At 60.3% G+C, this 24891-nt stretch carries 25 protein-coding genes, 2 tRNA genes and 1 pseudogene; 15 read left to right on the plus strand and 13 right to left on the minus strand.

Features of this window, described 5'->3' with window-relative positions; genetic code table 11:
- Positions 1 to 11 precede the first annotated feature (11 nt).
- Entirely contained in the window at positions 12 to 317 is a 306-nt protein-coding gene (locus AC1Q9F_RS12490) for a YkgJ family cysteine cluster protein (RefSeq protein WP_492619812.1), read from the plus strand.
- 40 nt (positions 318 to 357) lie between these two features.
- Here AC1Q9F_RS12490 and AC1Q9F_RS12495 read toward each other — a convergent pair whose 3' ends face one another.
- From AC1Q9F_RS12495 to hemA, 6 genes are all read right to left on the minus strand, one after another.
- Positions 358 to 876: an acyloxyacyl hydrolase gene (locus tag AC1Q9F_RS12495; RefSeq protein WP_492619811.1), complete on the minus strand. Its 519-nt coding sequence runs from the start codon at positions 874 to 876 to the stop codon at positions 358 to 360.
- Between the two features lie 112 nt (positions 877 to 988).
- The gene (gene murI / locus AC1Q9F_RS12500; protein WP_492619810.1) at positions 989 to 1780 is read right to left on the minus strand and encodes a glutamate racemase; all 792 of its coding nucleotides are present in this window, start codon (positions 1778 to 1780) and stop codon (positions 989 to 991) included.
- Positions 1773 to 2528: a molybdopterin-synthase adenylyltransferase MoeB gene (locus AC1Q9F_RS12505; RefSeq protein ID WP_492619809.1), complete on the minus strand. Its 756-nt coding sequence runs from the start codon at positions 2526 to 2528 to the stop codon at positions 1773 to 1775. The genes murI and AC1Q9F_RS12505 overlap by 8 nt, the downstream gene beginning before the upstream one ends.
- Positions 2522 to 3352, minus strand: coding sequence for a peptide chain release factor N(5)-glutamine methyltransferase (gene prmC / locus AC1Q9F_RS12510; RefSeq protein ID WP_492619808.1), 831 nt, complete (start codon positions 3350 to 3352; stop codon positions 2522 to 2524). Before prmC ends, AC1Q9F_RS12505 begins: the two co-directional genes overlap by 7 nt.
- Positions 3353 to 4435, minus strand: a complete 1083-nt coding sequence (prfA, locus tag AC1Q9F_RS12515) for a peptide chain release factor 1 (protein ID WP_007951714.1) — start codon at positions 4433 to 4435, stop codon at positions 3353 to 3355.
- Positions 4432 to 5718, minus strand: a complete 1287-nt coding sequence (hemA, locus tag AC1Q9F_RS12520) for a glutamyl-tRNA reductase (RefSeq protein WP_007951716.1) — start codon at positions 5716 to 5718, stop codon at positions 4432 to 4434. The genes prfA and hemA overlap by 4 nt, the downstream gene beginning before the upstream one ends.
- A 182-nt stretch (positions 5719 to 5900) precedes the next feature.
- Between hemA and AC1Q9F_RS12525 the strand changes: the two genes are divergently transcribed.
- From AC1Q9F_RS12525 to ychF, 8 genes are all read left to right on the plus strand, one after another.
- Complete coding sequence (locus tag AC1Q9F_RS12525) at positions 5901 to 7625, plus strand: tetratricopeptide repeat protein (RefSeq protein ID WP_007951720.1); 1725 nt, start codon at positions 5901 to 5903, stop codon at positions 7623 to 7625.
- Between the two features lie 3 nt (positions 7626 to 7628).
- Positions 7629 to 8246: a lipoprotein insertase outer membrane protein LolB gene (gene lolB, locus AC1Q9F_RS12530; protein WP_007951721.1), complete on the plus strand. Its 618-nt coding sequence runs from the start codon at positions 7629 to 7631 to the stop codon at positions 8244 to 8246.
- Positions 8247 to 8249: 3 nt separating this feature from the next.
- On the plus strand, positions 8250 to 9101 hold the full coding sequence (ispE, locus tag AC1Q9F_RS12535; RefSeq protein ID WP_492619807.1) for a 4-(cytidine 5'-diphospho)-2-C-methyl-D-erythritol kinase: 852 nt from the start codon (positions 8250 to 8252) through the stop codon (positions 9099 to 9101).
- Positions 9102 to 9138: 37 nt separating this feature from the next.
- A tRNA-Gln gene (locus AC1Q9F_RS12540) sits at positions 9139 to 9213 on the plus strand.
- A gap of 47 nt (positions 9214 to 9260) precedes the next feature.
- Entirely contained in the window at positions 9261 to 10202 is a 942-nt protein-coding gene (locus AC1Q9F_RS12545; RefSeq protein WP_003171603.1) for a ribose-phosphate pyrophosphokinase, read from the plus strand.
- A gap of 141 nt (positions 10203 to 10343) precedes the next feature.
- Complete coding sequence (locus AC1Q9F_RS12550; protein ID WP_007951725.1) at positions 10344 to 10946, plus strand: 50S ribosomal protein L25/general stress protein Ctc; 603 nt, start codon at positions 10344 to 10346, stop codon at positions 10944 to 10946.
- Between the two features lie 171 nt (positions 10947 to 11117).
- Complete coding sequence (pth, locus tag AC1Q9F_RS12555) at positions 11118 to 11702, plus strand: aminoacyl-tRNA hydrolase (protein ID WP_207983928.1); 585 nt, start codon at positions 11118 to 11120, stop codon at positions 11700 to 11702.
- Between the two features lie 22 nt (positions 11703 to 11724).
- Positions 11725 to 12825, plus strand: coding sequence for a redox-regulated ATPase YchF (gene ychF, locus AC1Q9F_RS12560; RefSeq protein WP_007951727.1), 1101 nt, complete (start codon positions 11725 to 11727; stop codon positions 12823 to 12825).
- A gap of 63 nt (positions 12826 to 12888) precedes the next feature.
- Here the strand turns inward: ychF and AC1Q9F_RS12565 are convergent, their stop codons facing one another.
- Positions 12889 to 14106, minus strand: coding sequence for an MFS transporter (locus AC1Q9F_RS12565; protein ID WP_221616184.1), 1218 nt, complete (start codon positions 14104 to 14106; stop codon positions 12889 to 12891).
- 333 nt (positions 14107 to 14439) lie between these two features.
- Between AC1Q9F_RS12565 and AC1Q9F_RS12570 the strand changes: the two genes are divergently transcribed.
- The 5 genes from AC1Q9F_RS12570 (at position 14440) to AC1Q9F_RS12590 (ending at position 18697) form a co-directional block, all read left to right on the plus strand.
- Positions 14440 to 16497, plus strand: coding sequence for a methyl-accepting chemotaxis protein (locus AC1Q9F_RS12570; protein ID WP_492619806.1), 2058 nt, complete (start codon positions 14440 to 14442; stop codon positions 16495 to 16497).
- A gap of 115 nt (positions 16498 to 16612) precedes the next feature.
- Positions 16613 to 16689, plus strand: a tRNA-Met gene (locus AC1Q9F_RS12575).
- Between the two features lie 224 nt (positions 16690 to 16913).
- On the plus strand, positions 16914 to 18161 hold the full coding sequence (locus tag AC1Q9F_RS12580) for an S-type pyocin domain-containing protein (protein ID WP_492619805.1): 1248 nt from the start codon (positions 16914 to 16916) through the stop codon (positions 18159 to 18161).
- A gap of 9 nt (positions 18162 to 18170) precedes the next feature.
- Positions 18171 to 18440 carry a bacteriocin immunity protein gene (locus AC1Q9F_RS12585; RefSeq protein WP_492619804.1) on the plus strand — a complete coding sequence of 90 codons (270 nt, stop codon included), beginning with the start codon at positions 18171 to 18173 and terminating at the stop codon, positions 18438 to 18440.
- Positions 18437 to 18697, plus strand: a complete 261-nt coding sequence (locus AC1Q9F_RS12590; RefSeq protein WP_492619803.1) for a bacteriocin immunity protein — start codon at positions 18437 to 18439, stop codon at positions 18695 to 18697. The genes AC1Q9F_RS12585 and AC1Q9F_RS12590 overlap by 4 nt, the downstream gene beginning before the upstream one ends.
- A gap of 78 nt (positions 18698 to 18775) precedes the next feature.
- Here AC1Q9F_RS12590 and AC1Q9F_RS12595 read toward each other — a convergent pair whose 3' ends face one another.
- Positions 18776 to 19882, minus strand: a complete 1107-nt coding sequence (locus AC1Q9F_RS12595; RefSeq protein ID WP_492619802.1) for a DUF2817 domain-containing protein — start codon at positions 19880 to 19882, stop codon at positions 18776 to 18778.
- A gap of 155 nt (positions 19883 to 20037) precedes the next feature.
- Between AC1Q9F_RS12595 and ggt the strand changes: the two genes are divergently transcribed.
- Positions 20038 to 21870: a gamma-glutamyltransferase gene (ggt, locus tag AC1Q9F_RS12600; RefSeq protein WP_492619801.1), complete on the plus strand. Its 1833-nt coding sequence runs from the start codon at positions 20038 to 20040 to the stop codon at positions 21868 to 21870.
- 87 nt (positions 21871 to 21957) lie between these two features.
- Here the strand turns inward: ggt and AC1Q9F_RS12605 are convergent, their stop codons facing one another.
- The 5 genes and pseudogenes from AC1Q9F_RS12605 to AC1Q9F_RS12625 all read right to left on the minus strand — a co-directional run.
- The gene (locus AC1Q9F_RS12605; RefSeq protein ID WP_207983932.1) at positions 21958 to 22179 is read right to left on the minus strand and encodes a helix-turn-helix domain-containing protein; all 222 of its coding nucleotides are present in this window, start codon (positions 22177 to 22179) and stop codon (positions 21958 to 21960) included.
- 7 nt (positions 22180 to 22186) lie between these two features.
- Positions 22187 to 22747 (minus strand): DUF2975 domain-containing protein, encoded by a 561-nt coding sequence (locus AC1Q9F_RS12610; protein WP_492619800.1) that lies wholly within the window; start codon positions 22745 to 22747, stop codon positions 22187 to 22189.
- Positions 22748 to 22840: 93 nt separating this feature from the next.
- Positions 22841 to 23440, minus strand: coding sequence for a flavin reductase family protein (locus AC1Q9F_RS12615; protein ID WP_085609284.1), 600 nt, complete (start codon positions 23438 to 23440; stop codon positions 22841 to 22843).
- An 87-nt stretch (positions 23441 to 23527) separates the two neighbouring features.
- Complete coding sequence (locus AC1Q9F_RS12620; protein ID WP_236676451.1) at positions 23528 to 23959, minus strand: methyl-accepting chemotaxis protein; 432 nt, start codon at positions 23957 to 23959, stop codon at positions 23528 to 23530.
- 156 nt (positions 23960 to 24115) lie between these two features.
- A pseudogene (locus AC1Q9F_RS12625) lies at positions 24116 to 24844 on the minus strand (PAS domain-containing protein); the annotation flags it as partial.
- Positions 24845 to 24891 lie beyond the last annotated feature (47 nt).

Genomic DNA, 24891 nt, shown 5'->3' on the forward strand with positions numbered 1-24891 from the left:
ACACTGGCGCCATGAAAACCATTCCCCATCGGCAAATCGCCGAGCCCGAGGTCACGTGCTCGACCTGTGCAGCCTGCTGCTGCCAGCTTGAAGTGATGCTGATCACCGACACCGGCGTACCCGAGCGTTTTATCGATACCGACGATTGGGGTGGTGAGGTGATGCAGCGTCTGGACGACGGCTGGTGTGCGGCGCTGGATCGCGACACGATGATGTGCACGATCTACGAGAAGCGTCCGCTGATCTGCCGCGAATTTGAAATGGGCGCACCGGAATGCATCGACGAACGCCAGGGGATTTCCACGGCGTATCGCTGAATACAAAAAAGGAGCGCCAGGCGCTCCTTTTTCATAGGGGTTACAACGGCATCGTGTAATGCAGCGAGTAGCTTTCGACCCCGTCGTTGTCGCTGCTCAGGCCGGCGTTGGAATAGTGCGTCGCACGGATCCCGACCTCATGCCCGCCATTGAAGCGCAGGCCGAAACCGAAACGGTCTTCAAACTGGAAGGCGCCACCCAGCTTGTTGTCTTCGTACTCGGTGTTGGAGAACAGCGCCACGCCGATCCCCGCTTCGACATACGGTTTGACCGACTGACCGGCAAACTCGTAAACAAACACCGGCGAGAACGACAGACTGTCGTTGCTGGAGGTCTTGTCGCCTTCCCAGTAAGTGTATGCACCGCTCCAGTAACCGGTCAGGCGACCGACATCACTTTGCAGCCAACTCTTGTCCCAGTCGAAATTCATGCCCAAGCGATAAGTCATCGTCGAATCGCTGGTAGCACCCACTGCAAACTCGACGCCAGCAGCTTGTGCAGTAAAACTTTGCCCCATCAGTGCAGCCGCAATCGCGGCCAAGCAGAATAGTCGCTTCACGTTGAAACTTCCTTTTCCGGAACGATCGTTTGGTTTTCTAGGTCACTCTGCGCTATAGAAATCTGCGCTTGGTCAGAAGTTCAGCTGACTTTTTAGATATTTCACATTTTTTTTACAAGGTGAATTTTTCGACGTCGCCATCGGCTTGGCCCAGCAGGACCAGGGTCTTGCGCAAAGACGCAGGATCGGCGCTGGTCCAGAATCTGACCGGGCGGTTCGGACCTTCGGCGAGCAGATCACGCTCGGCCAGCAGCCGCTGCAATTGGCGTGCTACCGCCGCGCCCGTATCGATCAGGCTGATGCTCTCGGGGATCATCGACTTGAGCATCGGCTTGAGAAACGGGTAGTGGGTGCAGCCCAGAATGATCGTGTCGCAACCGTTGGCCAGAAGCGGATCGACGTAGTGCTTGAGCAATGCACGCAGCTCGGCGCTGTGCAGATCGCCGATTTCAATCCGCTCGACCAGTCCGGGGCACGGTTGAGTGATGACCCGCACATCCGTGGCAAAACGATCGAGCAGCGCTGCAAACTTCGCACTTTGCAAGGTGCCGGTGGTGGCGAGTACGCCCACCACGCCGCTGCGGGTGGCGGCGGCGGCCGGTTTGACCGCCGGCTCCATGCCGACAATCGGCCACTCGGGAAAGTCCCGGCGAAGATCGGCGACGCCGGCCACGGTCGCGGTGTTGCACGCGATCACCAGCGCCTTGGCACCCTGCTCGCGGAAAAAACCGGCCATCACGCTGCAACGCTGGCGGATGAATTCCGGGGTTTTCTCGCCATAAGGAATGTGGCCGCAATCGCCGAGGTACAGCAGCGATTCATTCGGTAGCAGTTGCTGGATTTCCGCCAGCACCGACAGACCGCCGACGCCGGAATCGAAGACGGCAATCGGCGCTTCACGCATGCTGCAAACCACAGACGCTGCAACCCGGGTCGCGCTTGACCCGCAGCTCACGGAAACGCGAGCCCAGTGCATCGATCAACAGCAGACGCCCCACCAGTGGCTCGCCAAAACCCGCCAATAACTTCAGGGCTTCCAGCGCTTGCAGGCTGCCGACCAGACCGACCAGCGGCCCGACCACGCCGGCTTCGCTGCAAGTCAGTTCAGCTTCGCTGCCGTGACCGTACAGGCAGTGGTAGCACGGGCTCTCGGCGCGACGTGGGTCGAACACCGAGAGTTGCCCTTCGAGGCGGATCGCGGCGCCGCTGACCAAGGGCTTGCGCGCCGCCACGCACGCGGCGTTGACCGCTTCGCGGGTGGAGAAATTGTCCGAGCAGTCGAGCACCAGATCCACCACCGCCACGGCTGCGGCGAGGGAATCCTCGTCCAGCGCCTGACGATGGGGCACCAGTCGGATTTCAGGGTTGATCGCGCTCAGGCGCTTGAGCGCCGAATCGACTTTGGTCATGCCGACGCTGTCGGTGTCGTGGATGATCTGGCGTTGCAGGTTGGTCAGGTCGACCGTGTCGAAATCCGCCAGGTGCAATTCACCGACACCCGCCGCCGCCAGGTACAACGCCACCGGCGCACCGAGACCGCCGAGGCCGACGATCAATACCCGGCTGTCCTTGAGCTTCAACTGGCCATCGATGTCGATGTGTTGCAGCAGGATCTGCCGACTGTAGCGCAACAATTCCTGATCATTCAGCACGGCAGGCGCCCCAGGCTGATCCGTTGATGGCCGCCCAGGTCGGTGCGGCTGTGGACTTCTTCGAAACCTTGCGTCAGCAGCAGATCGCGCACGGCTTCGGCTTGATCATAGCCGTGTTCGAGCATCAGCCAGCCACCGGCTTCCAGATGGGCCGGCGCCTGGGCGATGATCAGACGAAGATCGTCGAGCCCGTCGATGCCGGCCACCAAGGCGCTTTCCGGCTCGAAGCGCACATCACCTTCCACCAGATGCGGATCGGCCGCGCGGATATACGGCGGGTTGCTGATGATCAGCTCAAAACGCTTGCCTTCGAGGGCGCTGAACCAGTGGCTGCTCAGCACCGTGGCGTTGTTCAGATGCAGGCGCTGGCGATTGCGCTCGGCCAGGGCCACGGCTTCCAGCACACGATCCACGGCGGTGACTTTCCACGCCGGGCGCTCGCTGGCCAGGGCCAGGGCAATCGCCCCGCTGCCGGTGCCGAGGTCGAGCACTTTGGCCGGGGTCGCCGGCAACGCTTCCAGCGCGGCTTCCACCAGCAGTTCGGTGTCCGGACGCGGGATCAGCGTGTGCGGCGCGACTTCCAGATCCAGCTTCCAGAAACCCTGCTGACCCAGAATGTAGGCCACCGGCTCGCCGCTGCGACGACGTTGCAGGTACTCGGCAAAAACCAGAGCGGCTTCGCTGGGCACGATGCGCTCGGGCCAGGTATGGAGAAAACTGCGCGACTTGCCCAGCGCGGCGGCCAGGAGCAATTCGGCATCCAGACGCGCGGTGGGCGAGTCCGGCAGTTCGGCGGCGCGCAACAGGCTGGCGATGATGGTCATTTACTCACCTATCGCTGCGAGTTGGTCGGCCTGGTATTCGGCCAGCAACGGCTCGATTACCGCTTCGACGCCACCGGCGAGGATTTCATCGAGGGAATACAGGGTCAGGTTGACGCGGTGGTCGGTGACCCGGCCCTGGGCAAAGTTGTAGGTGCGGATACGCTCGGAGCGGTCACCGGAACCCACCAGCAATTTACGTTCGCTGGCGATGGCGTTGGCCGCCGCAGCCGTCTGCTGGTCGTTGAGCTTGGCCGCCAACCAGGCCATCGCACGGGCACGGTTCTTGTGCTGGGAACGTTCTTCCTGGCACTCGACAACGGTCCCGGTCGGGATGTGGGTGATGCGGATCGCCGAATCGGTGGTGTTGACGTGCTGACCACCGGCCCCGGAGGAGCGGTAAGTGTCGACGCGCAAATCCGCCGGGTTGATCTCGATGGCTTCACGCTCGTCCGGCTCGGGCAATACCGCCACGGTGCAGGCCGAGGTGTGGATACGGCCCTGGGATTCGGTGGCGGGTACACGCTGTACGCGGTGCGCGCCGGATTCGAATTTCAGCTTGCCGTAAACATTGTCGCCTTCGATGCGGGCGATGACTTCTTTATAGCCGCCGTGTTCGCCTTCGTTTTCCGAGAGGATCTCCACGCGCCAGCCACGGCGTTCGGCGTAACGCGAGTACATGCGGAACAGGTCGCCGGAAAAGATCGCCGCCTCGTCGCCACCGGTGCCGGCGCGGATTTCGAGAAAGACGTTGCGCCCGTCGTTGGGATCCTTGGGCAGCAACATGCGTTGCAGGTCGGATTCCAGCGTGATCAGCAGTTCCTTTGCTTCGCGGACTTCTTCCACGGCCATTTCACGCATGTCCGGGTCGCTGTCCTTGAGCAGCGCCTGCGCGCCTTCAAGATCGCTTTGTACGCCGAGCAGCTTTTTATAGCCTTGTACCACCGGCTCAAGTTCGGCGTATTCCTTGGAATAGGCGCGGAATTTGGTCTGGTCGGAAATGACTTCGCCGTCGCCGAGCAGCGCGGTCAGTTCCTCGAAACGGTCCTGGAGAATGTCCAGCTTATTGAGCAGTGACGCTTTCATTGCGGTTTTTTATCCGAAAAGCTATCCGGTGAGCCCTCGAGGGCAAAGAGTTCCTGAGCCATGGCCAGCGCATCGAGGCGGCCTTCGGCAGAAAGCTTTTTCAACTGCACGCTCGGGGCGTGCAGGAGTTTGTTGGTCAGGCCACGGGCCAGTTGGCCGAGCACGTCTTCGGCGTTGCCGCCGTTGGCCAGCAGGCGCAGGGCCTTTTGCAGTTCTTCGTCGCGCAGGCGTTCGCTCTGTTGACGATAGGCCTTGAGCACATCGACCGCCGCCAGCTCGCGCAGGCGCACCATGAAATCGTCGGCGCCGACCGAAACCATCTCTTCTGCAGCCTGCGCTGCGCCCTGACGGCTCTTGAGGTTTTCGGCGACCACTTCGTGCAGATCGTCGACGCTATAGAGGTAAACGTCGTCGAGTTCGCCGACTTCTGGCTCGATGTCACGGGGAACGGCGATGTCGACCATGAAGATCGGCTTGTGCTTACGCAGCTTCAGGGCGCTTTCCACCGCGCCCTTGCCGAGGATCGGCAACTGACTGGCGGTAGAACTGATGACGATGTCGCTGCGCACCAGTTCGGCCGGAATATCCGAGAGCAACACCGCGTGGGCACCGAACTGCTCGGCCAGCAGGCTGGCGCGCTCCAGGGTCCGGTTGGCGACCACGATGCGCTTGACCCCGAGCTCATGCAGATGGCGGGCGACCAGAGTGATGGTCTCACCGGCGCCGATCAGCAAGGCCTGGCTGCGTTGCAAATCACTGAAAATCTGTTTGGCCAGGCTGACGGCGGCAAACGCCACGGACACCGGGTTTTCACCGATGGCGGTGTCGGTACGGACTTGCTTGGCGGCGTTGAAGGTCGCCTGGAACAGTCGCCCGAGCAGCGGCCCGATGGTGCCGGCCTCGCGGGCCACGGCGTAGGCCGATTTCATCTGGCCGAGAATCTGCGGCTCACCCAGCACCAGCGAGTCGAGCCCGGAGGCGACGCGCATCATGTGACGAACTGCCGCATCATCTTCATGCACATAAGCACTCGCGCGCAGCTCATCGAGGCTTAAATGGTGATAGTCGGCCAGCCAGCGCAGCACGATATCGGCCGAAAGCTGATCCTGTTCTATATACAGCTCACTGCGATTGCAGGTGGAGAGGATCGCAGCTTCGCGGCTGTCGGTGAGTCGGCAGAGCTGCTGCAAGGCCTCCACCAGCTGCTCAGGGGTAAAGGCCACGCGCTCGCGGACGTCTACTGAAGCAGTCTTGTGGTTGATACCGAGTGCAAGGAAGGCCATTCAAGGTCGCTGATGGTGACGTGAAGCCGGCAATTGTCCTACTTCGTCAGATTCAGAACAACTACCGCTGACTATTGTCCCAATTGTCGGCCCCTATAATGGCCACAATCGAGACTCGGTTATGTTTGGCCGAAGGCTTGTGTCATGATGATCCGACCGCAGGTTAGTCGTCCTCTTCCTATATGAATAGATCTTCCGCGTTGCTCCTCGCTTTTGTCTTCCTCAGCGGCTGCCAGGCCTTGGCCCCCGTTTCGCAGGACGGTGCCTCACCGGTCGAAGACACCACGCCGGCCCCTGAAAAGCCCAAGGTTTACAGCTCGTTCAGCCAGGAAACGGTGTTCAGCCTGCTGAGCGCCGAGCTCGCTGGCCAGCGCAATCGTTTCGACATTGCCCTGGACAACTACGTGACCCAGGCCATCAACACCCAGGATCCGGGCGTTTCCGAGCGGGCCTTCCGCATCGCCGAGTATCTGGGCGCCGATCAGCCGGCCCTCGATACCGCGCTGATCTGGGCAAAAAACGCCCCGGACGACCTCGAAGCGCAACGCGCCGCCGCCGTGCAACTGGCTCGTGCCGGGCGTTATGACGACTCGATGGTCTACATGGAGAAAGTCCTGCAGGGCAAAGGCGACACCCATTTCGACTTCCTCGCGCTGTCGGCCGCCGACACCGATCAGGAAACCCGCAACGGCCTGATGAAAAGCTTCGACCGCCTGTTGCAGCGTCACCCGAACAACAATCAGCTGATTTTCGGCAAGGCCCTGCTGATGCAGCAGGATGGCGACACCCAAGGTGCGCTGACCCTGCTCGAAGACAATCCGCCGGAAGACGGCGAGATCGCCCCGATCCTGCTGCGTGCACGCCTGCTGCAAGGGCTGAACCGTGGCGACGAAGCGCTGCCGCTGCTGCAAAAAAGCATCAAAAAGTATCCGGACGACAAGCGCCTGCGCCTGACTTACGCGCGGATGCTGGTAGAACAGGACCGGATGGACGACGCCAAGGTCGAGTTCTCCACCCTGGTTCAGCAATACCCGGAAGACGACGAACTGCGTTACTCCCTCGCGCTGGTCTGTCTGGAAGCCAAAGCCTGGGACGAGGCCAAAGGTTATCTGGAAGACCTGATCGCCCGGGAAAGCCATGTCGACTCGGCGCACCTGAACCTGGGCCGCATCGCTGAAGAACGCAATGACCCGCAAGGCGCGCTCATCGAGTACGCCCAGGTCGGCCCGGGCAACGACTATCTGCCGGCGCAACTGCGTCAGGCCGATATTCTGATGAACAACGGCAAGACCGCCGAAGCCCAGAGCAAACTGGCCGCCGAGCGTGACGAGCAGCCGGATTACGCGATCCAGCTGTACCTGATCGAAGCCGAAACCCTGTCCGCCAACAACCAGGGCGACAAAGCCTGGAAAGTCCTGCAACAAGCGTTGCAGCAATATCCGGACGATCTGAACCTGCTTTACACCCGCGCGATGCAGGCGGAAAAACGCAATGACCTGGCGCAGATGGAAAAAGACCTGCGCCTGATCATCAAGCGCGATCCGGACAACGCCATGGCCCTCAACGCCCTCGGCTACACCCTGTCCGACCGCACCACCCGCTACGCTGAAGCCAAGGCGCTGATCGAGCAGGCTCACCAGATCAACCCGGAAGACCCGGCGGTGCTCGACAGCCTCGGCTGGGTGAACTTCCGCATGGGCAATCTGGAAGACGCCGAGAAATACCTGCGTCAGGCCCTCGAGCGCTTCCCCGATCACGAAGTCGCCGCGCACCTGGGCGAAGTGCTGTGGGCCAAGGGCAAGCAGCGCGAAGCGAAACAAATCTGGGGCAAGTTCCTCAAGGACCAGCCTGACAGCACCATCCTGCGCAGCACCATCAAGCGCCTGACCGGATCCGAGACTCTTTAACTCATGTTTTTGCGCCACGTCATAGTTTTCAGCTTCATCGCCCTGCTCGCCGGTTGCGCGGGCTTCGGCGCCCGTGAATCGGTCGAAGGCCACGGCAATCCGGCACAGTGGGCCGCGAACAAACAACACCTGACCGGCCTCGACGGCTGGCAGATCGACGGCAAGATCGGCATCCGCGCCCCGAAAGACTCGGGCAGCGGCACGCTGTTCTGGCTGCAACGTCAGGATTACTACGACATCCGCCTGTCCGGCCCGCTGGGTCGTGGCGCGGCGCGACTGACCGGCCGCCCGGGCGCGGTGTCGCTGGAAGTGGCGAATCAGGGCCGTTATGAAGCGCCGACTCCGGAAGCATTGGTCGAAGAGCAACTGGGCTGGAAATTGCCGGTCTCACATCTGGCCTGGTGGGTTCGCGGCCTCCCGGCGCCGGACAGCAAAAGCCGTCTGACCCTGGACGGCAACAGCCGCCTGGCCAATCTGGATCAGGATGGCTGGCAGGTCGAATACCTCAGCTATGCCGAACAGAACGGTTACTGGCTGCCCGAGCGGATCAAGCTGCACGGCACCGATCTGGACGTGACGCTGGTGATCAAGACCTGGCAACCGCGCAAATTGGGGCAATAACGCATGACCGCTCCACGCCTCACTTTGCCTTCGCCGGCCAAACTCAATTTGATGCTGCATATTCTCGGTCGTCGTGAAGACGGTTATCACGAGTTGCAGACGCTTTTTCAGTTCCTCGACTACGGCGACGAAATCACTTTCGCCGTGCGTGACGATGGCGTGATCCGCCTGCACACCGAATTCGACGGCGTGCCCCACGAAAGCAACCTGATCGTGCGCGCGGCGAAGAAACTGCAGGAACAATCCGGCTGCTCGCTCGGCATCGATATCTGGATCGACAAGATCCTGCCGATGGGCGGCGGCATCGGTGGCGGCAGTTCGAACGCGGCCACCACCCTGCTCGGCCTCAATCATTTGTGGCAACTGGGTTGGGATGAAGATCGCCTGGCTGCACTGGGCCTGACACTGGGTGCCGACGTGCCGGTGTTCGTGCGTGGCCATGCGGCTTTCGCCGAAGGTGTCGGCGAGAAACTGACCCCGGTCGAGCCCGCCGAACCGTGGTATGTCGTGCTCGTCCCGCAAGTCTCTGTTAGTACGGCAGAAATTTTTTCAGATCCATTGTTGACACGTAACACGCCGCCCATTAAAGTGCGCCCCGTTCCCGAGGGAAACAGTCGAAATGACTGCTTGCCGGTGGTATCGAGGCGTTATCCAGAAGTACGTAACGCATTGAATTTGTTAGGTAATTTTACCGAAGCAAAACTCACCGGAACTGGAAGTTGTGTGTTTGGGGGCTTCCCAAGCAAAGCTGAAGCTGATAAAGTCTCGGCCCTTCTGACAGAGTCCCTTACAGGGTTTGTAGCGAAAGGAAGCAACGTTTCGATGTTGCATCGCAAGCTGCAAAGTCTGCTCTAAAGGAACCAAGTGCCCGGCACTTGCAAGCAACAGATACAGGGGCGTCGCCAAGCGGTAAGGCAGCAGGTTTTGATCCTGCCATGCGTTGGTTCGAATCCAGCCGCCCCTGCCATTTTCCTATACTCATCCAGGTATACCCTCAGCCTTCAGGTACTGCGCGTGTCCAAGATGATGGTCTTTACGGGGAACGCTAACCCCGATCTGGCTCGGCGTGTCGTACGTCAGCTGCATATCCCTCTCGGTGACATCTCTGTCGGTAAATTCTCCGACGGCGAAATTACAGCCGAGATCAATGAAAACGTTCGTGGTAAAGACGTCTTCATTATTCAGCCGACTTGCGCTCCGACCAACGATAACCTGATGGAACTGGTAGTGATGGCTGATGCCTTCCGCCGCTCCTCGGCTACTCGTATCACTGCTGTTATTCCTTATTTTGGTTATGCCCGTCAGGATCGCCGTCCGCGTTCCGCACGTGTGGCTATCAGCGCGAAAGTCGTTGCTGACATGCTCACCGTAGTCGGCATCGACCGTGTTCTCACGGTTGATCTGCATGCTGACCAGATTCAGGGTTTCTTCGATATTCCGGTAGATAACATCTACGGCTCCCCGGTTCTGGTGGATGACATCGAAGATCAGCGCTTCGAGAACCTGATGATCGTGTCCCCGGACATTGGTGGCGTCGTGCGTGCACGTGCCGTTGCCAAATCCTTGGGCGTGGATCTCGGGATCATCGACAAACGCCGTGAGAAAGCCAATCACTCTGAAGTGATGCATATCATCGGTGATGTCGAAGGGCGTACCTGCATTCTGGTCGATGACATGGTCGATACCGCCGGCACTCTGTGCCACGCGGCCAAGGCCCTGAAAGAGCATGGCGCAGCCAAGGTCTTTGCCTACTGCACACACCCTGTGCTGTCGGGTCGGGCCATCGAGAATATCGAAAATTCCGTGCTGGACGAGCTGGTGGTCACTAACACCATCCCGCTGTCCGCTGCAGCACAAGCCTGTGCACGTATCCGTCAACTGGATATCGCACCGGTTGTTGCCGAAGCGGTTCGCCGCATCAGCAATGAAGAATCGATCAGCGCGATGTTCCGTTAAGGGCCCTGCCCTTCTCGAAATGTCTCGTTGACGAAAAGCGCCCCGCCCCGGCATTCCTGCCGGGGCGGGGCTTTTTTGCCCATACCGTGTTCGGCGCTGGTCGCAAACGCCACTCGGTCATGGCTATTTTGGAGATACAAAATGAACGATTTTACTCTGAATGCTGAAGCGCGTTCCGACCTGGGGAAAGGTGCGAGCCGCCGCCTGCGTCGTCTCGCCGCCCTGGTTCCAGCTGTTGTTTACGGTGGCGACAAAGCCCCTGAATCCATCAGCATGCTGGCCAAAGAAGTTGCCAAACTGCTCGAAAACGAAGCTGCCTACAGCCACGTTATCGAACTGAACGTTGGTGGCACCAAGCAAAACGTGATCATCAAGGCTCTGCAGCGTCACCCGGCCAAAGGCCACGTGATGCACGCTGACTTCGTACGCGTTGTAGCTGGCCAGAAACTGACCGCTATCGTTCCTGTGCACTTCATCAACGAAGCTGCTCCAGTGAAGAAAGGCGGCGAAATCTCGCACGTTGTTGCCGAGATCGAAGTTTCCTGCCTGCCAAAAGATCTGCCTGAGTTCATCGAAGTCGACCTGGCTAACGCTGAAATCGGCACCATCGTTCACCTGTCGGACCTCAAAGCTCCTAAAGGTGTCGAGTTCGTTGCTCTGGCACACGGCGATGACAAGGCTGTTGCCAACGTCCACGCTCCACGTGTTGCTCCAGAAGCTACCGAAGAAGGCGCAGCAGAGTAATTCACTCTGTCATGCCTGAGTGAGCAGGTAACATCGCGGACTGGAACGTAGCGAGAAAGCGGGCGGGAACGCGGAGTTTACATCCATGGTAAATGAGCATTTTTCGTCCACTTTCGCCGCCTTCCAGGATCGCGGCGATGTTATCCACCACTCAAAGGAAGGGCCCCTATCGTGACTGCCATCAAACTGATCGTTGGCCTGGGAAATCCAGGCGCTGAATACGAGCAGACCCGGCATAACGCAGGGGCCCTTTTTGTTGAGCGCATCGCCCACGCACAGAACGTGAGTCTCGTGGCCGATCGCAAGTATTTCGGCCTGACCGGGCGTTTTTCGCATCAGGGTCAGGATGTTCGTCTGCTGATTCCCACCACCTACATGAACCGCAGCGGCCAGGCCGTGGCGGCACTCGCCGGTTTCTTCCGCATCAAGCCTGAAGAGATCCTGGTGGCGCACGACGAACTCGATCTGCCTCCGGGCGTCGCCAAACTCAAAGTCGGCGGCGGCCATGGCGGTCACAACGGGTTGCGCGACATCATTGCGCAATTGGGCAATCAGAATACGTTCCACCGCCTGCGGCTTGGCATCGGCCACCCGGGCGTCGCCAGTATGGTTTCAAATTTCGTCCTGGGTCGTGCGCCACGCGCCGAACAGGAAAAACTCGATGCCAGCATCGACTTTGCCCTCGGCGTGCTGCCGGATATCCTCGCCGGTGAATGGAACCGCGCGATGAAAAACCTGCACAGCCAGAAGGCCTGACTCTAATCCGAGGGGAAACACCATGGGATTCAATTGCGGCATCGTCGGCCTGCCTAACGTCGGCAAGTCCACCCTGTTTAACGCCCTGACCAAATCCGGGATCGCGGCCGAGAACTTCCCCTTCTGCACCATCGAGCCGAACAGCGGCATCGTGCCGATGCCGGATCCGCGTCTGGACGCTCTGGCGGCCATCGTCAATCCGAAGCGCATCCTGCCGACCACCATGGAATTCGTCGACATCGCAGGCCTGGTTGCCGGCGCGTCGAAAGGTGAAGGCCTGGGCAACAAGTTCCTGGCCAACATCCGCGAAACCGACGCGATCGCTCACGTCGTGCGCTGCTTCGAAGACGAGAACGTGATCCACGTTTCCAACAGCGTCGACCCGAAGCGCGACATCGAAATCATCGACCTGGAACTGATCTTCGCCGACCTCGACAGCTGCGAGAAGCAACTGCAGAAAGTCGCGCGCAACGCCAAGGGTGGTGACAAGGACGCAGTGGCCCAGAAGGCCCTGCTGGAGCAGTTGATCCCGCACTTCAGCGAAGGCAAGCCTGCACGCAGCCTGATGAAGAACATGAGCGCAGACGAAAAAGCGATCATCAAGGGCTTCCACCTGCTGACCACCAAGCCGGTCATGTACATCGCCAACGTCGCTGAAGACGGTTTCGAGAACAACCCGCACCTGGACGTGGTCAAGGCCATTGCCGAAGAAGAAGGCGCCATGGTCGTTCCGGTCTGCAACAAGATCGAAGCAGAAATCGCCGAGCTGGATGACGGCGAAGAGAAGGACATGTTCCTCGAGGCCCTGGGCCTGGAAGAGCCTGGCCTGAACCGCGTGATCCGCGCCGGCTACGAAATGCTACACCTGCAGACCTACTTCACCGCCGGTGTCGAAGAAGTCCGCGCCTGGACCGTCCGCGTCGGTGCCACCGCACCGCAAGCCGCTGGCGTGATCCACACCGACTTCGAGAAAGGCTTCATCCGCGCCGAAGTGATCGCCTACAACGACTTCATCCAGTACAAGGGCGAAGCAGGCACCAAGGAAGCCGGTAAATGGCGTCTGGAAGGCAAGGACTACATCGTCAAAGATGGCGACGTGATGCACTTCCGCTTCAACGTGTAAAAGCTGCACCCATGAAAAAGCCGCGTTTGATACGCGGCTTTTTTGTGCCTGAAATTCAGACCGTCAGGCCTTTTTGGTTCTCGGCAGGAAGATCGCCAGCACCCCGAACAGCGGCAGGAACGAGCACAGGAAGTACACGTACTCGATGCCGTGAATATCCGCCAAATGCCCGAGCAACGCAGCACCAATCCCGCCAAAGCCGAACATCAGACCGAAGAACACCCCGGCAATCATCCCGACATTGCCCGGCACCAATTCCTGTGCGTAGACCACGATCGCCGAGAACGCCGAAGCGAGGATGAAGCCGATCACTACGCTCAGGACGCTGGTCCAGAACAGGTCGACATGCGGCATCAGCAGGGTGAACGGTGCCACGCCGAGGATCGAAAACCAGATCACCGCCTTGCGCCCGATCTTGTCGCCAATCGGCCCGCCGAAGAACGTACCCGCCGCCACCGCGCCGAGGAACAGGAACAGATGCAGCTGGGAACTGGCCACCGACAGGTCGAACTTCTCGATCAGGTAGAACGTGAAGTAACTGGTCAGGCTGGCCATGTAGAAATACTTGGAGAACACCAGCAACCCGAGCACCACCAACGCGCTGATCACCCTGCCCTTCGACAGTCCATGAGTGGCGGCCTGGCCGGCCTTGAGCTTGAACAGGTTCAGGTGATGGGCATACCAGCGGCTGATGCGATAGAGCACGAACAGCGCAAACACCGCGAACAGTCCGAACCAGGCCACGTTGCCCTGGCCGAAAGGAATGATGATCGCCGCTGCCAGCAACGGGCCGAATGCCGAACCGGCGTTACCACCGACCTGGAACGTCGATTGCGCCAGACCGAAACGTCCGCCCGACGCCAGACGCGCGATACGAGAAGCTTCAGGGTGGAAGGTCGAAGAGCCGATACCGATCAACGCCGCTGCCAGCAGAATCAATGGGAAACTGCCAACCATCGACATCATCACGATACCGATCAGCGTGCACACGGAACCGGCCGGCAGCAGCCACGGTTTCGGATGCCGGTCGGTGTGATAACCGACCCACGGCTGCAACAGCGAAGCGGTCAACTGAAAGGTCAGGGTAATCAGGCCGACTTGGGTGAAGCTCAGGCCATAGTTGGCCTTGAGCATCGGATAGATCGACGGCAGCACTGACTGGATCAGGTCGTTGATCAAATGCGCCAGCGCCACCGCGCCGATGATGCGCATCACCAAAGGGCTGCTTTGTGGAGGAGCGGACGCCGAGGCAGCGGCGGTCTGAACGTTGCTGATAGCCATGGGAGTTTCCGGACTGCAGATGGGTGCACGCGGGCAGGTGCGTCAATGTGCCATTTTTCGGTGAGCCAGCGCCATCCCCTTAGCCAGCTAACGAACTATTCAGTCGTCGCGCCACAAGTGATAGCGCAACGCCATGGTCTGAATCTTGCCTTGCTTATCCGCTTGAACGCGGCGCCCTTACAAAGGGCATCGAGAATGGGAAGTTTCGCTACAGAGCCGGCCTACAGAGCGGGCAAGGGTGAACTTTCGAGGCCTTTTAGCAGGGCACCAATCCCGGTCGCAACGACCGCGATGCACGCCGATGGTGCGTGGTGTCCAGAGGAGTCATGGGGCATGCAGGCTTTTTTATCACCGGGGATCGGATTGCTGGGGCGGTTTGGCTTCGCGCGTAAATTCCAGTTGTTGTTTCTGCTGTTTATCCTGCCATTGGCCGGTAGCCTGTTGATGATCGGCCAGGACTATCGCGACAAACTCAACCTGATCGCTGGCGAACGTGCCGGTGTGCGGCAGTTGCTCGCCCTCGATGCACTGGACAACCTGCTCGCCGCCCAGCGCGATCGCGCCGCCCGCTGGCGCGCCACGGAAACCAACCGCCAGCCGACGCCCGCCACCCTTGCGGCCATGGCCGCCTTCGATGGCGTACAACCTGCCGTCGCCCAAGCCACGCTGGAGTTGGGCAATGCCTTGCAAGCCGAAGGCGCGGAAGGTGAAACCCTGACCCGCTATCAGGCCCTGCAAGCCGCGCTCAATGGCTTGGACTCGAAAAGCCTTTCCGGTGTCGGTTGGTGGCCGGACGGTTACGACCGCTTCACCAACGCTCTCAGCGCGCTGCAAGCCTTGCGCGAGCAGATCGCGATGGACAACCGTCTGATCCTTGCACCGTGGCTGGAAACCTATCTGCTGACGCAGATTTCCACCCAGCACGCACCGGACCTGATCGAACGCGTCGGTCGGCTGGCAGCCGTCGGCCAGGCGTCTGTGGTTTCCGGTCAGTTCACCCTGCAAAGCCGTCTGCAGCTGCGCGATCTGCGCAGTCGCATCGGCGATGCCCGCGAGCAGTTGGTGAAAACCGCGAGCCTGCTCGAAGCGCGTCTGCCGCCGGCCCTGCAAGGCTGGGCCGGGCAATATCACGACAGCCTTAAACAGCTGGACGCCGGGTTGAAAGTGCTGGATGACGGCGTGTTCGGCGGCAGCATCAATCTCAAGCCTGAAGAGTTCGAGCGCACTCTCGATGCCCTGCTCGGCAATCTCGCCACGCTGCGCCAGCAATCGCTGGTGTCGCTGGATCAGCGGCTGGATGACTACCACGGATCGGCGATTCGTCAGTTCATCATTGTCGCGGCGGTGTTCGGTTTCCTGTTACTGGCGGCGCTGTATCTGTTCGTCTGCCTGCAAGCCTCGATCCGCCGCAGCGCCAGCGGCATCACGCTGCTGGCCGAGGCGCTGCGCGACGGCAATCTGAGCCTGCAGGTGCCGGTCGTGGGTCGCGATGAACTGGCCTCGATCAGCACCGCACTCAACGTGGCCGTGGTGCAATTGCGCACCAGCCTGCTGGGTGTCGATCACGAGACTTCGCAACTGAGCAACGCCGTGCGCAGCCTCAACGATCACTCCAGCGGCGCTCTCAGCGAGGTCGAAGCGCAGCAATTGCAGATCAGCCAGATCGCCGCAGCGGCCACGCAACTGGCGGCGACGTCTCAAGGTGTGGCGCAGAGTTGCGAACAGGCTTCCGGCAGCGCCCAGCACACCCGGCGTATCGCTGCCGACAGCAGCCGTGACAGTCAACGGACCACGGCGAGCATTCAGCAGCTCAATCAGCGCCTGAACGAAACTGCCGCAGCGCTCGGCCGGGTCAGCGAGCAAGGGCAGCAGATTCAACTGGTGGTCGACACCATTCGCGGCGTCGCCGAGCAGACCAACCTGCTCGCACTCAATGCCGCTATCGAGGCCGCTCGGGCCGGGGAACAAGGTCGCGGTTTTGCCGTGGTGGCCGACGAGGTGCGCAGCCTGTCGCAACGTACGCAATCGTCCACGGCGCAGATTGCCGGAACGGTCGACAGCCTGCGCAATACGGTCAATGAAGCCGTGAGCCTGATGGAGGCTGCGTGCGGCCAGGCGCAATCGGACGCGGAAGCGGTCACGGGGCTTGGCGAACGCCTGGGGGAAATCGCCAGCGCCGTGCAGAGCGTCACCGACACCCTCGCACAGATCGCCACGGCAGTCGAAGAACAGGCGAGCACCGCCGATGAGGTCAGCGGCAATATCCAGCAGGTGGATCAGGCGGCGGTTCGCCTGCTCGAAGGCGCGCGGGCTGTGAATCTCGCAGCGGATACCTTGAGCCAGGGCAGCCATGCCTTGAGTGCCAACACCGGAAGATTTCAGCTGCGTTGAAAGCCCCTCCCGCCCCGATTTTCGGCGCGGGAGGATAAGCGGTTGAAAATAAGAAGAAATATTTTGAATTTACGCTTGACGCTTTTCCATTTCAGGGGAATAATGCGCGCCACTTGGCTACATAGCTCAGTTGGTTAGAGCATAGCATTCATAATGCTGGGGTCCGGGGTTCAAGTCCCTGTGTAGCCACCAAGTACTAAAAACGGCTTACCGAAAGGTAGGCCGTTTTTTTATGCCTCGAGAAAAGTGGCCTCCTCTGCAGACCAGCCAGATTCCGTAGGAACAGGGTGCGAAAAGCGTAAGAAGAGGATTTTTCGTTCGTTCAGGCACCTGCATCCCTACCAGTCGATTTGATCGCCATCCCCACAGACCCACAAGCTCCCCTGTCTCGATCCAACGACAGACAGGGAGTTGTCATGGACCTGGACCAAGACCTTTTCGATGATATCTGGCGCCGGAAGCTTCCGAACGGCGGAGCCTCATGGGCCGCCTGGAATCCGCCCCGAGAGCCCGAACCCGTCTACGTCCCGACAGACGAATGGCCATCCCCAAAACCTCGCGACGATCTGGTTTTTGCCAAGTCCTGCACGCCGGGCAACTGGTGCCGGACGGATGCGGGCACTACACCTGAGCCCGTCTCTCACTTCGGCAAAGTCATGGTGGCAGGCGCCATGCGCATTCCCGCTGCCAGTTACGCCGCAGCGAAGGCAATCGGCGCCGATCTGGCGTTGGGGCGCATGGCCGGTGGTGGAATCCTGCAGCAGCGCCTCAATTGGGCAATCCGTGGTGCGGGAGGCCCGGCCAGCGTGTTCATCCTCGGGATGCTCCCGACCCGAATGGGCGACGGCACGCTTCATACCGACGAACAGCTACGCAGCATGAGCCGCGCCACCACTCGCGTGCGCTTCCAGTTCCGGCGTGATGTCGAAGGGGTCATGCAGGTCTACGGCATCCACACCGGCGTCTCGGGCGACGACTCCGTGCGTACCGTAAAAGTCGAGTGGAACAACGACAAGACCGCCATGGAGGCGAAGCTCAACGGCATCACGATTTTGTGGACGCCGCAACGCGGGCCGCTGGGATCGATGCCGCCGCTGGTTCATCCGGAGCACGGCGAAGCACTGAGCACGATCCTCGTGCATCCGATTCCCGAGAACACCGACAGCCAGATAGAGGGCTTGCCCGGCGAAGACATCACCGCCGAGGATTGTATTCTGGTGTTTCCGGCGGAGACCGGGCTGAAGTCGTTGTATGTGGTGTTTTCGAAACCGGCGAGATTGACGCCGGGGACAGTGACAGGGGTTGGTGAGGATGTTTCCGGTGTATGGCTTGACCATGCCCGGGGGGGATCTGGTGCGCCAATCCCAACCAGCATTGCCGATTCGCTAAGAGGGCGTGAATATTCCAGCTTTGATTCATTCAGGCGCGCCTTCTGGGCCGAAGCATCAAAAGATACCAGGCTAGCCGGGCAACTCAGCGAAGATAGCCTGGAGCGTATGCGCAACGGAAAGGCGCCTCGCGCCCGATTAGCTGATGCGGCTGGTAAGAGAATCTCTCACGAAATTCATCATGTGGAACTGATATCTCAAGGCGGCGAGGTCTATAACGTTGACAACCTGAGGGTCCACACTCCTAAAAATCACGTCGAAATACACCAGGATTGAGGCAACTGCATGAGCGACCCCTTCATCAAAAGCAATTTCTCTGATTACACCGAACAAGACTTCGTTGAGTTCATTGACGAGATCAGAAAGGAAGACAAGGCACCTACAGATGACCGTGCAGATATTCTATTGCTGCACTTCAACAAGATCGTTGGGCATCCGAGCAAGATAGATCTTATCTACTACCCAGAGCCAGGTGCTGACACGTCGTCCTCTGGCATAGCCCGTACAATCGCGACATGGCATGAAGCAAACGGACTTCCTGGCTTCAAGAAGTGAAGATCTATGAAAAAAACATTTCTGACTACACAGAAGCCGAGTTCATTGAGTTTCTGAACTCCGTGCTGGCGGCCAATACAAGTCCTGATGAAATACTTGATCCTTTACTTTTTGAGTTTGAACGTCTCAGTGAGCACCCGGCAGGATCTGACTTGATCTACTGGCTAGAGGATGGCGCGCAATGCACTCCCGAAGGCATCACAGAAATTGTGAAAAAGTGGCGTGCTGCCAACGGGCTGCCAGGCTTCAAGCAGTAAACATCAGCCCCCCCCGCAGTCCAACCACTGCACATCTCCAGGCAGTCAAAACGGCTTACCGAAAGGCGAACCGTTTGTTTATGCCTCGCCCTCTAACGCCCTGAGCCCTTTCGCCCAGATCTGCCGCGTGCGCAAACCGACCATCGCCCGCCAGTCCGGGTCGGCGGGATAGAACTGCTCCAGCAGATTCAGTTTGATCTCGCGCCCCGTCGCATCCAGCGGATCGCCATGCAGATGCAGCCAGTGATCGTCGCGCAGGTAACGATGCACGTCCGGCCCCGGATAAGTCCCGCACTCGATCACGAACGGCATCAGCTGTACTTTCGGTAAAGCGTTGAGCAGTGCCTGCGAGGTGTACCCGGTGGCAGTCGCGGCAACTCCGGTTTCACTCAAGGTTTCGGCACCGGTGTGTAGCGTGTAGAGCCACGGGCCGTAAATCGATTGCGCCTTTGCCAGCGCCGGATAAGGCGCCTGGGTAATCGTCAGCAGCATCGGATGCCCGTACTCGCCGGCGCCGGTGTGCAGGTCGAAACACATCACGGTTTCAGCACCGGCCAGATGATTCTCGATGATTGAATGCAACGTGCGATTCGACCAACCCGGCGCGAGTCCGCCAAAGAACAATCCGTCGGGATGAGTGTGCTGACCGCCCTCGACAATCGACATGACAGCCGGCCAGCCGTGCTCGGCAATTTGCGCATCCAGCAACGCATCAGCTTTTTGTCGCTCGGGGCCATTCAAATCGGTGCAGGCGTAAATTTCATGGAGCGCCGCGTAAGCGCGGTTGTCCGGAAGCAGTCGGTTGAAATCCAGGTGATTGCGGTTGAGGTCGATGTTGTCTTCGTTGACTCGTCGCAGCCACGCCGTGCCCCACGGGTTGATCAGGTGAATCACCACCACCGCGACATCCTTCGGCAGCGAGTCCGGCGTGAAATGCTTCAGCCAGTCGATCTGGCACTCCGAACCGTAATAGCCCTCAACCCCGTGGGTGCCGCTGAGCGCCACCAGGCGCCGTTTGGCCGATGGATCCCCCAGCACCGCCACATCGGTACTCAAAGACTCGCCAAACGGCCCATTGAGCGGATGCGCGTACGAGGAGAGCGTTGCACCCGCAACCTTCGCGGCGGCAAGAAAGCGCTCGTGTTGTTCGCGATAGCTGGGCTGGGTCGGAAACTCGTTGTGCATGGCGGCCTCTTGTTGATTGTTCTGGCTTCACGTTTGCCCATGACCCTACAGAAAATCCGCCAAGGCATGAAGGACAAAGAGACCTCCGGTTTGCGTCGTACACGGTCGGTCGATACAGTCCGTCAGACTTTTATCCCACGGACGGAGAGCCCCGCGTGTTTCCAGCCCTGCCCCTGAACCGTTTTCGCCTGCCCGCCCTGACGCTGATCGTCAGCGCCATCGCCCTCACGGCCTGCAACGCACCGCCCTCCTCGACCTTGCCGCTGGCACCGGAAGCCGCCTCCGGTTACCGCACCGGCCTGCAAGCCAGCCACGCCGAAAAACACATGGCCGCCGCTGCCAATCCGCTGGCCACCGAGGCCGGTCGCGAGATGTTGCGTCAGGGTGGTTCAGCCATCGATGCCGCCATCGCAATGCAAGCCGTGTTGACCCTGGTCGAACCGCAATCCTCCGGGATCGGTGGCGGCGCGATGATCGTGCTGTGGGACGGTAAACAGGTGCGCACCTACGACGGGCGCGAAACCGCACCGGCCGGCGCAACCGAGAAGCTGTTTCTCCAGGCCGACGGCAAACCGATGCCGTTCCCGCAGGCGCAGATCGGTGGACGCTCCGTCGGTACGCCGGGTGTGATGCGTGCATTGGAGCTGGCGCACAAAAAGCACGGCCGCTTGCCGTGGGCAACATTGTTCGAGCCGGCGATCAAACTGGCCGAGCAGGGTTTTGCGATCTCCCCGCGCCTGCATTCGCTGCTGGAATCCGACCCGGTGATTCGCCGCTCGCCGGACATGGCCAAGTACTTTCTGAACAGCGATGGCAGCGTCAAAGCCGTCGGCACTCGCTTGCAGAATCCGGCGCTGGCCGCCGTGCTCAAACGCATCGCCAACGAAGGTGCGGACGCACTCTACAAAGGCCCGATCGCCGAAGAGATCGTGGCCAAGGTTCAGGGCCACGCCAACCCCGGCAGCCTGTCGCTGAACGACCTTCAGCACTATCAGGCCAAGGAGCGCGCGCCACTGTGCACCGACTACAAGCGCTGGCAGGTTTGCGGAATGCCGCCGCCATCATCGGGCGGGATTGCGATAGCGCAGATTCTCGGCACCTTGCAGGCGATGGAAACCCGCGATCCGCGTCTGGCCCTGACGCCGCTCAAACCTGTGAAGACCGATGAGCCCGCCGGAATCGAACCTGCGCCGCAAGCCGTGCACCTGATCGCCGAAGCCGAGCGCCTGGCCTACGCCGACCGCGCGCAATACGTAGCCGATACCGACTTCGTGCCGGTGCCGGTCAAGGGCCTGGTCGATCCGGGTTACCTGGCCAGCCGCGCCAGCCTGATCGGCGAACGCAGCATGGGCACCGCCAAACCCGGCACACCGCCGGGCGTGCAGGTCGCCTACGCGCCGGATCGCTCGCCGCTGCGCATTTCCACCTCGCAAGTGGTGGCCGTGGATGACTTCGGTGGCGCCGTGTCGATGACCACCACCATCGAAGCCGCGTTCGGCTCGCACCTGATGGTTCAGGGCTTCCTCCTCAACAATCAGATGACCGATTTCTCGTTCATCCCCGAAGAGAACGGACAGAAAGTCGCCAACCGCGTGGAGCCCGGCAAACGCCCGCGCTCATCGATGGCGCCGACCCTGATCTTCGACCGCAACAGTGGCGAGTTCGTCGCCACCGTCGGCTCTCCGGGCGGCTCGCAGATCATCGAATACGTGGCCAAAACCACCGTCGGCCTGCTCGACTGGAACCTCGACCCGCAAAGCGCCATCAGCCTGCCCAACTTCGGCAGCCGCAACGGCCCGACGGAGCTGGAACAAGGCCAGTTCAGCCCGGCGCTGATCCAGGCACTCAAGGACAAGGGCCACACCGTCAACGAAATCGACATGACCAGCGGTACCCAGGCCATCGTGCGGGTCAAGGATGCTCAGGGGAAGGCAACGCTGTCAGGTGGGGCGGATCCTCGGCGTGAAGGGGTAGCGTTGGGGGATTGAATCAGCACTGCCAACTGAAAAAGGCTTACCGAGAGGTAAGCCTTTTTTGTATGTCCGTGAATCCGATTCCAGCGACAACCGAACCCCTCAGGCGTCACCCTCCTCCTCCACCACCCGAACCAGCAGATCCCCGGGCTGACAGTTGAGGTACTCGCAGATGGCATCCAGGGTCGCCAGTCGCAGCCCTTTGACCTTGCCCTGTTTGAGCAGCGACAGGTTGGCCTCGGTGATGCCGATGGCGGCTGCAAGGTCTTTGGATTTGACCTTGCGCAGCGCGAGCATCACATCCAGTTGAATCACGATAGGCATGAGGACCTCAAATAAACGTACGGTTTTCCCGATCCACTTCGCTGGCCTGCGCCAGAATCCGCGCGATGATCGAAATGCACGCGGCCAGAAACAACGCGACGAACGAGGCAGCCGTGATGCTCAGGGTAAACAGCCGCTCACCAATTGGTGCGTTCTGGGTGACCCACAGGCTGAGCATCGGCTCACAGAGGAAATCCAGCAGCACCCAGATCGCCACCACTCGCCCGACCTTGCCCAGATGCTCCGCTGTTTCCCGGGCGAAATACTCACCTCGTGCATAGCTCTGAAACAACCGGCGCAAATGGTTCAGGCCCGACGCCAGCGCCAGCAGGGGAATGCTCGACAGCACGATCCCGCCCAGCTTCTGCCACCACGGAAACAGCGTGGCGGTGTCGGCCATGTGTGACAGCTGGCGCTCGGTCAGCGCAAATCCCAGCCCCCAGCCTTCCTTTTCCGCCAACGGTGGGTAAGCCCATATGACAGCATTGAGCAGCAGCATCACGACGATCAGGATCAACGTTATCGTCGCCATGCGCCGACTGAATTGCACGAGCCCGTGGGTGGTCATGGGAAAGCCTCACAAGAATGAATGAGAGCGCCACCCTAACGATTAAAATTATCGAATAACAATAATTAATTGCTGCAAAACATTAACAATCCGTCAGGCATCCAGACTTTTACCGACCACCGGATCACCGATCTTCAGAAAGTTGCCACCGGCCACGTGATGCAGCGTGCGCAGCTCATCGTGCCCTTCAAAATGCCAGCGTCCATCGCTGAACACCCGCGAATCAGCCTGCGCCGCGATCACCTCGGCCAGGAACAGATCGTACTGTTCGTGATTGCGCGGCTCCGGCAACAACCGGCATTCGAGCCAGGCCACGCAACCGTCCAGCATCGGTGCCTCGACCTGCTCGCCTGCGAAGCTCTGCAAGCCGTACGCCTGGAACTTGTCCTGACCTTGATCGCGATTGATTTCCAGGCCTGACGTCGAGCCGACGGTCTGCACGATGTCAGCCTGATTCACACAAGGAACGTTGAGCACGAAGGTGCCCGAGGCTTCGAGCAGTTGCCGGGTCCAGGTGGATTTGTCGAGGACCACCGCGACTTTTGGCGGTTCGAAATCCAGCGGCATGGCCCACGCAGCGGCCATGATGTTGCGCTGCCCGTCATGGGCGGCGCTGACCAGCACGGTCGGCCCGTGATTGAGCAGGCGGTAGGCTTTGTTCAGGGGAACCGGGCGACGGAAGGACTCGCTCATGGGATCTGCTCCGGGAAAAAGAGCCGATTGTAGCGGGATAAAAACAACGAAGGGATGGCCGTGAACCATCCCTTCGCCTGGCAGGCATCAGTTGGATAACTGGTTGGCGAACTGGCCGACTGCATCCACCACTTTTTGCGCGCCGTCCTGGATCTCGACGATCACCGTACCGGCCTCCGCCGCCAGCGCCAGCCCTTGTTCGGCCTGTTGCTTGCCGTCGGTCATCAGGGCCACGGCGTTGCGCGCCATGTCCTGGTTCTGGCGCACCACGCCGACGATTTCTTCGGTCGCCTGGCTGGTGCGCGAAGCCAGTTGCCGTACTTCGTCGGCCACCACCGCAAAGCCTCGGCCCTGCTCACCGGCACGAGCGGCTTCGATGGCCGCGTTGAGCGCCAGCAGGTTGGTCTGTTCGGCAATGCCGCTGATGGTCTTGACGATGGTGCCGATCACCTGGGATTGCTCGTTCAGCGCCTCGATGCCTTCGCCGGCGGTCTGCATGTGCTTCGACAGATCGCGCATCACGTTGACCGCTTCAGTCACCACACGAGTGCCACGCTGGGCGGTGCTGTCGGTTTGCAGGGACGTGCTGTAGGCGATGTTGGCGGCGTCGGCGACGGCCTGTTCCTGATTGACCTGATCGGTAATCACGGTGGCGAACTTCACCACTTTGTAGAGCTTTTCGTTGGCGTCGAGCACCGGGTTGTAGGACGCCTCCAGCCAGACGGTCCGACCATGGCTGTCGACCCGCTTGAAACGGCCGGCGACAAATTCGCCGTTGTTCAGGCGGCGCCAGAAGTTCTGGTACTCAGCACTGTTGTACTCCTCCGGCTCGCAGAACTGGCGGTGATGTTTGCCCTTGATCTGCGCCAGGCTGTAACCCATGCCTTGCAGGAAGCGTTCGTTGGCGCTCAGCACGTTTCCGCTGAGGTCGAACTCGATCACGGCAGTCGAACGCACCAGCGCGCCGATCAGGTTTTCGTGTTCGCGGGAGGCCTCGATGGTGCGGGTCAGGTCGCTGGAGAAAATCGAGAAATGCTTGATCCGGCCATCCGACGACCGCACCGGCTGCACGATCGAACGCAACCACGCCTCTTCGCCGTTACCGCGGGAAAGACGCACAGCACCGGCGAAATGCTCGCCACGGGTCAAGGCGGCCTTGAAACGGTGGTGAAACTCGTCGGATTTCACATGGGCCGGCACAATGTCTTCGATAGCGCGGCCGATCAGGTCGTGGCTTTTGTAGAGCATTTCGCTGAGGAAATTCTGGTTGACCGACTGAATCCGTCCGTCGGGCTCAAGGGTGAGCACCAGCATCTCGCTTTCCAGGCTCTCCTTCACTTGCAGAAGGCTGGAGAGTTCTTCACGAAGAGCCGCCAGCTCTTGCTTCAGGCGTTTGTTGAACATGGGAAAGCACCGATGGACTGGATGGATAGCGGGTATGCAGCCTAACC

Source organism: Pseudomonas sp. GW823-FHT04A03, from assembly GCF_058796615.1.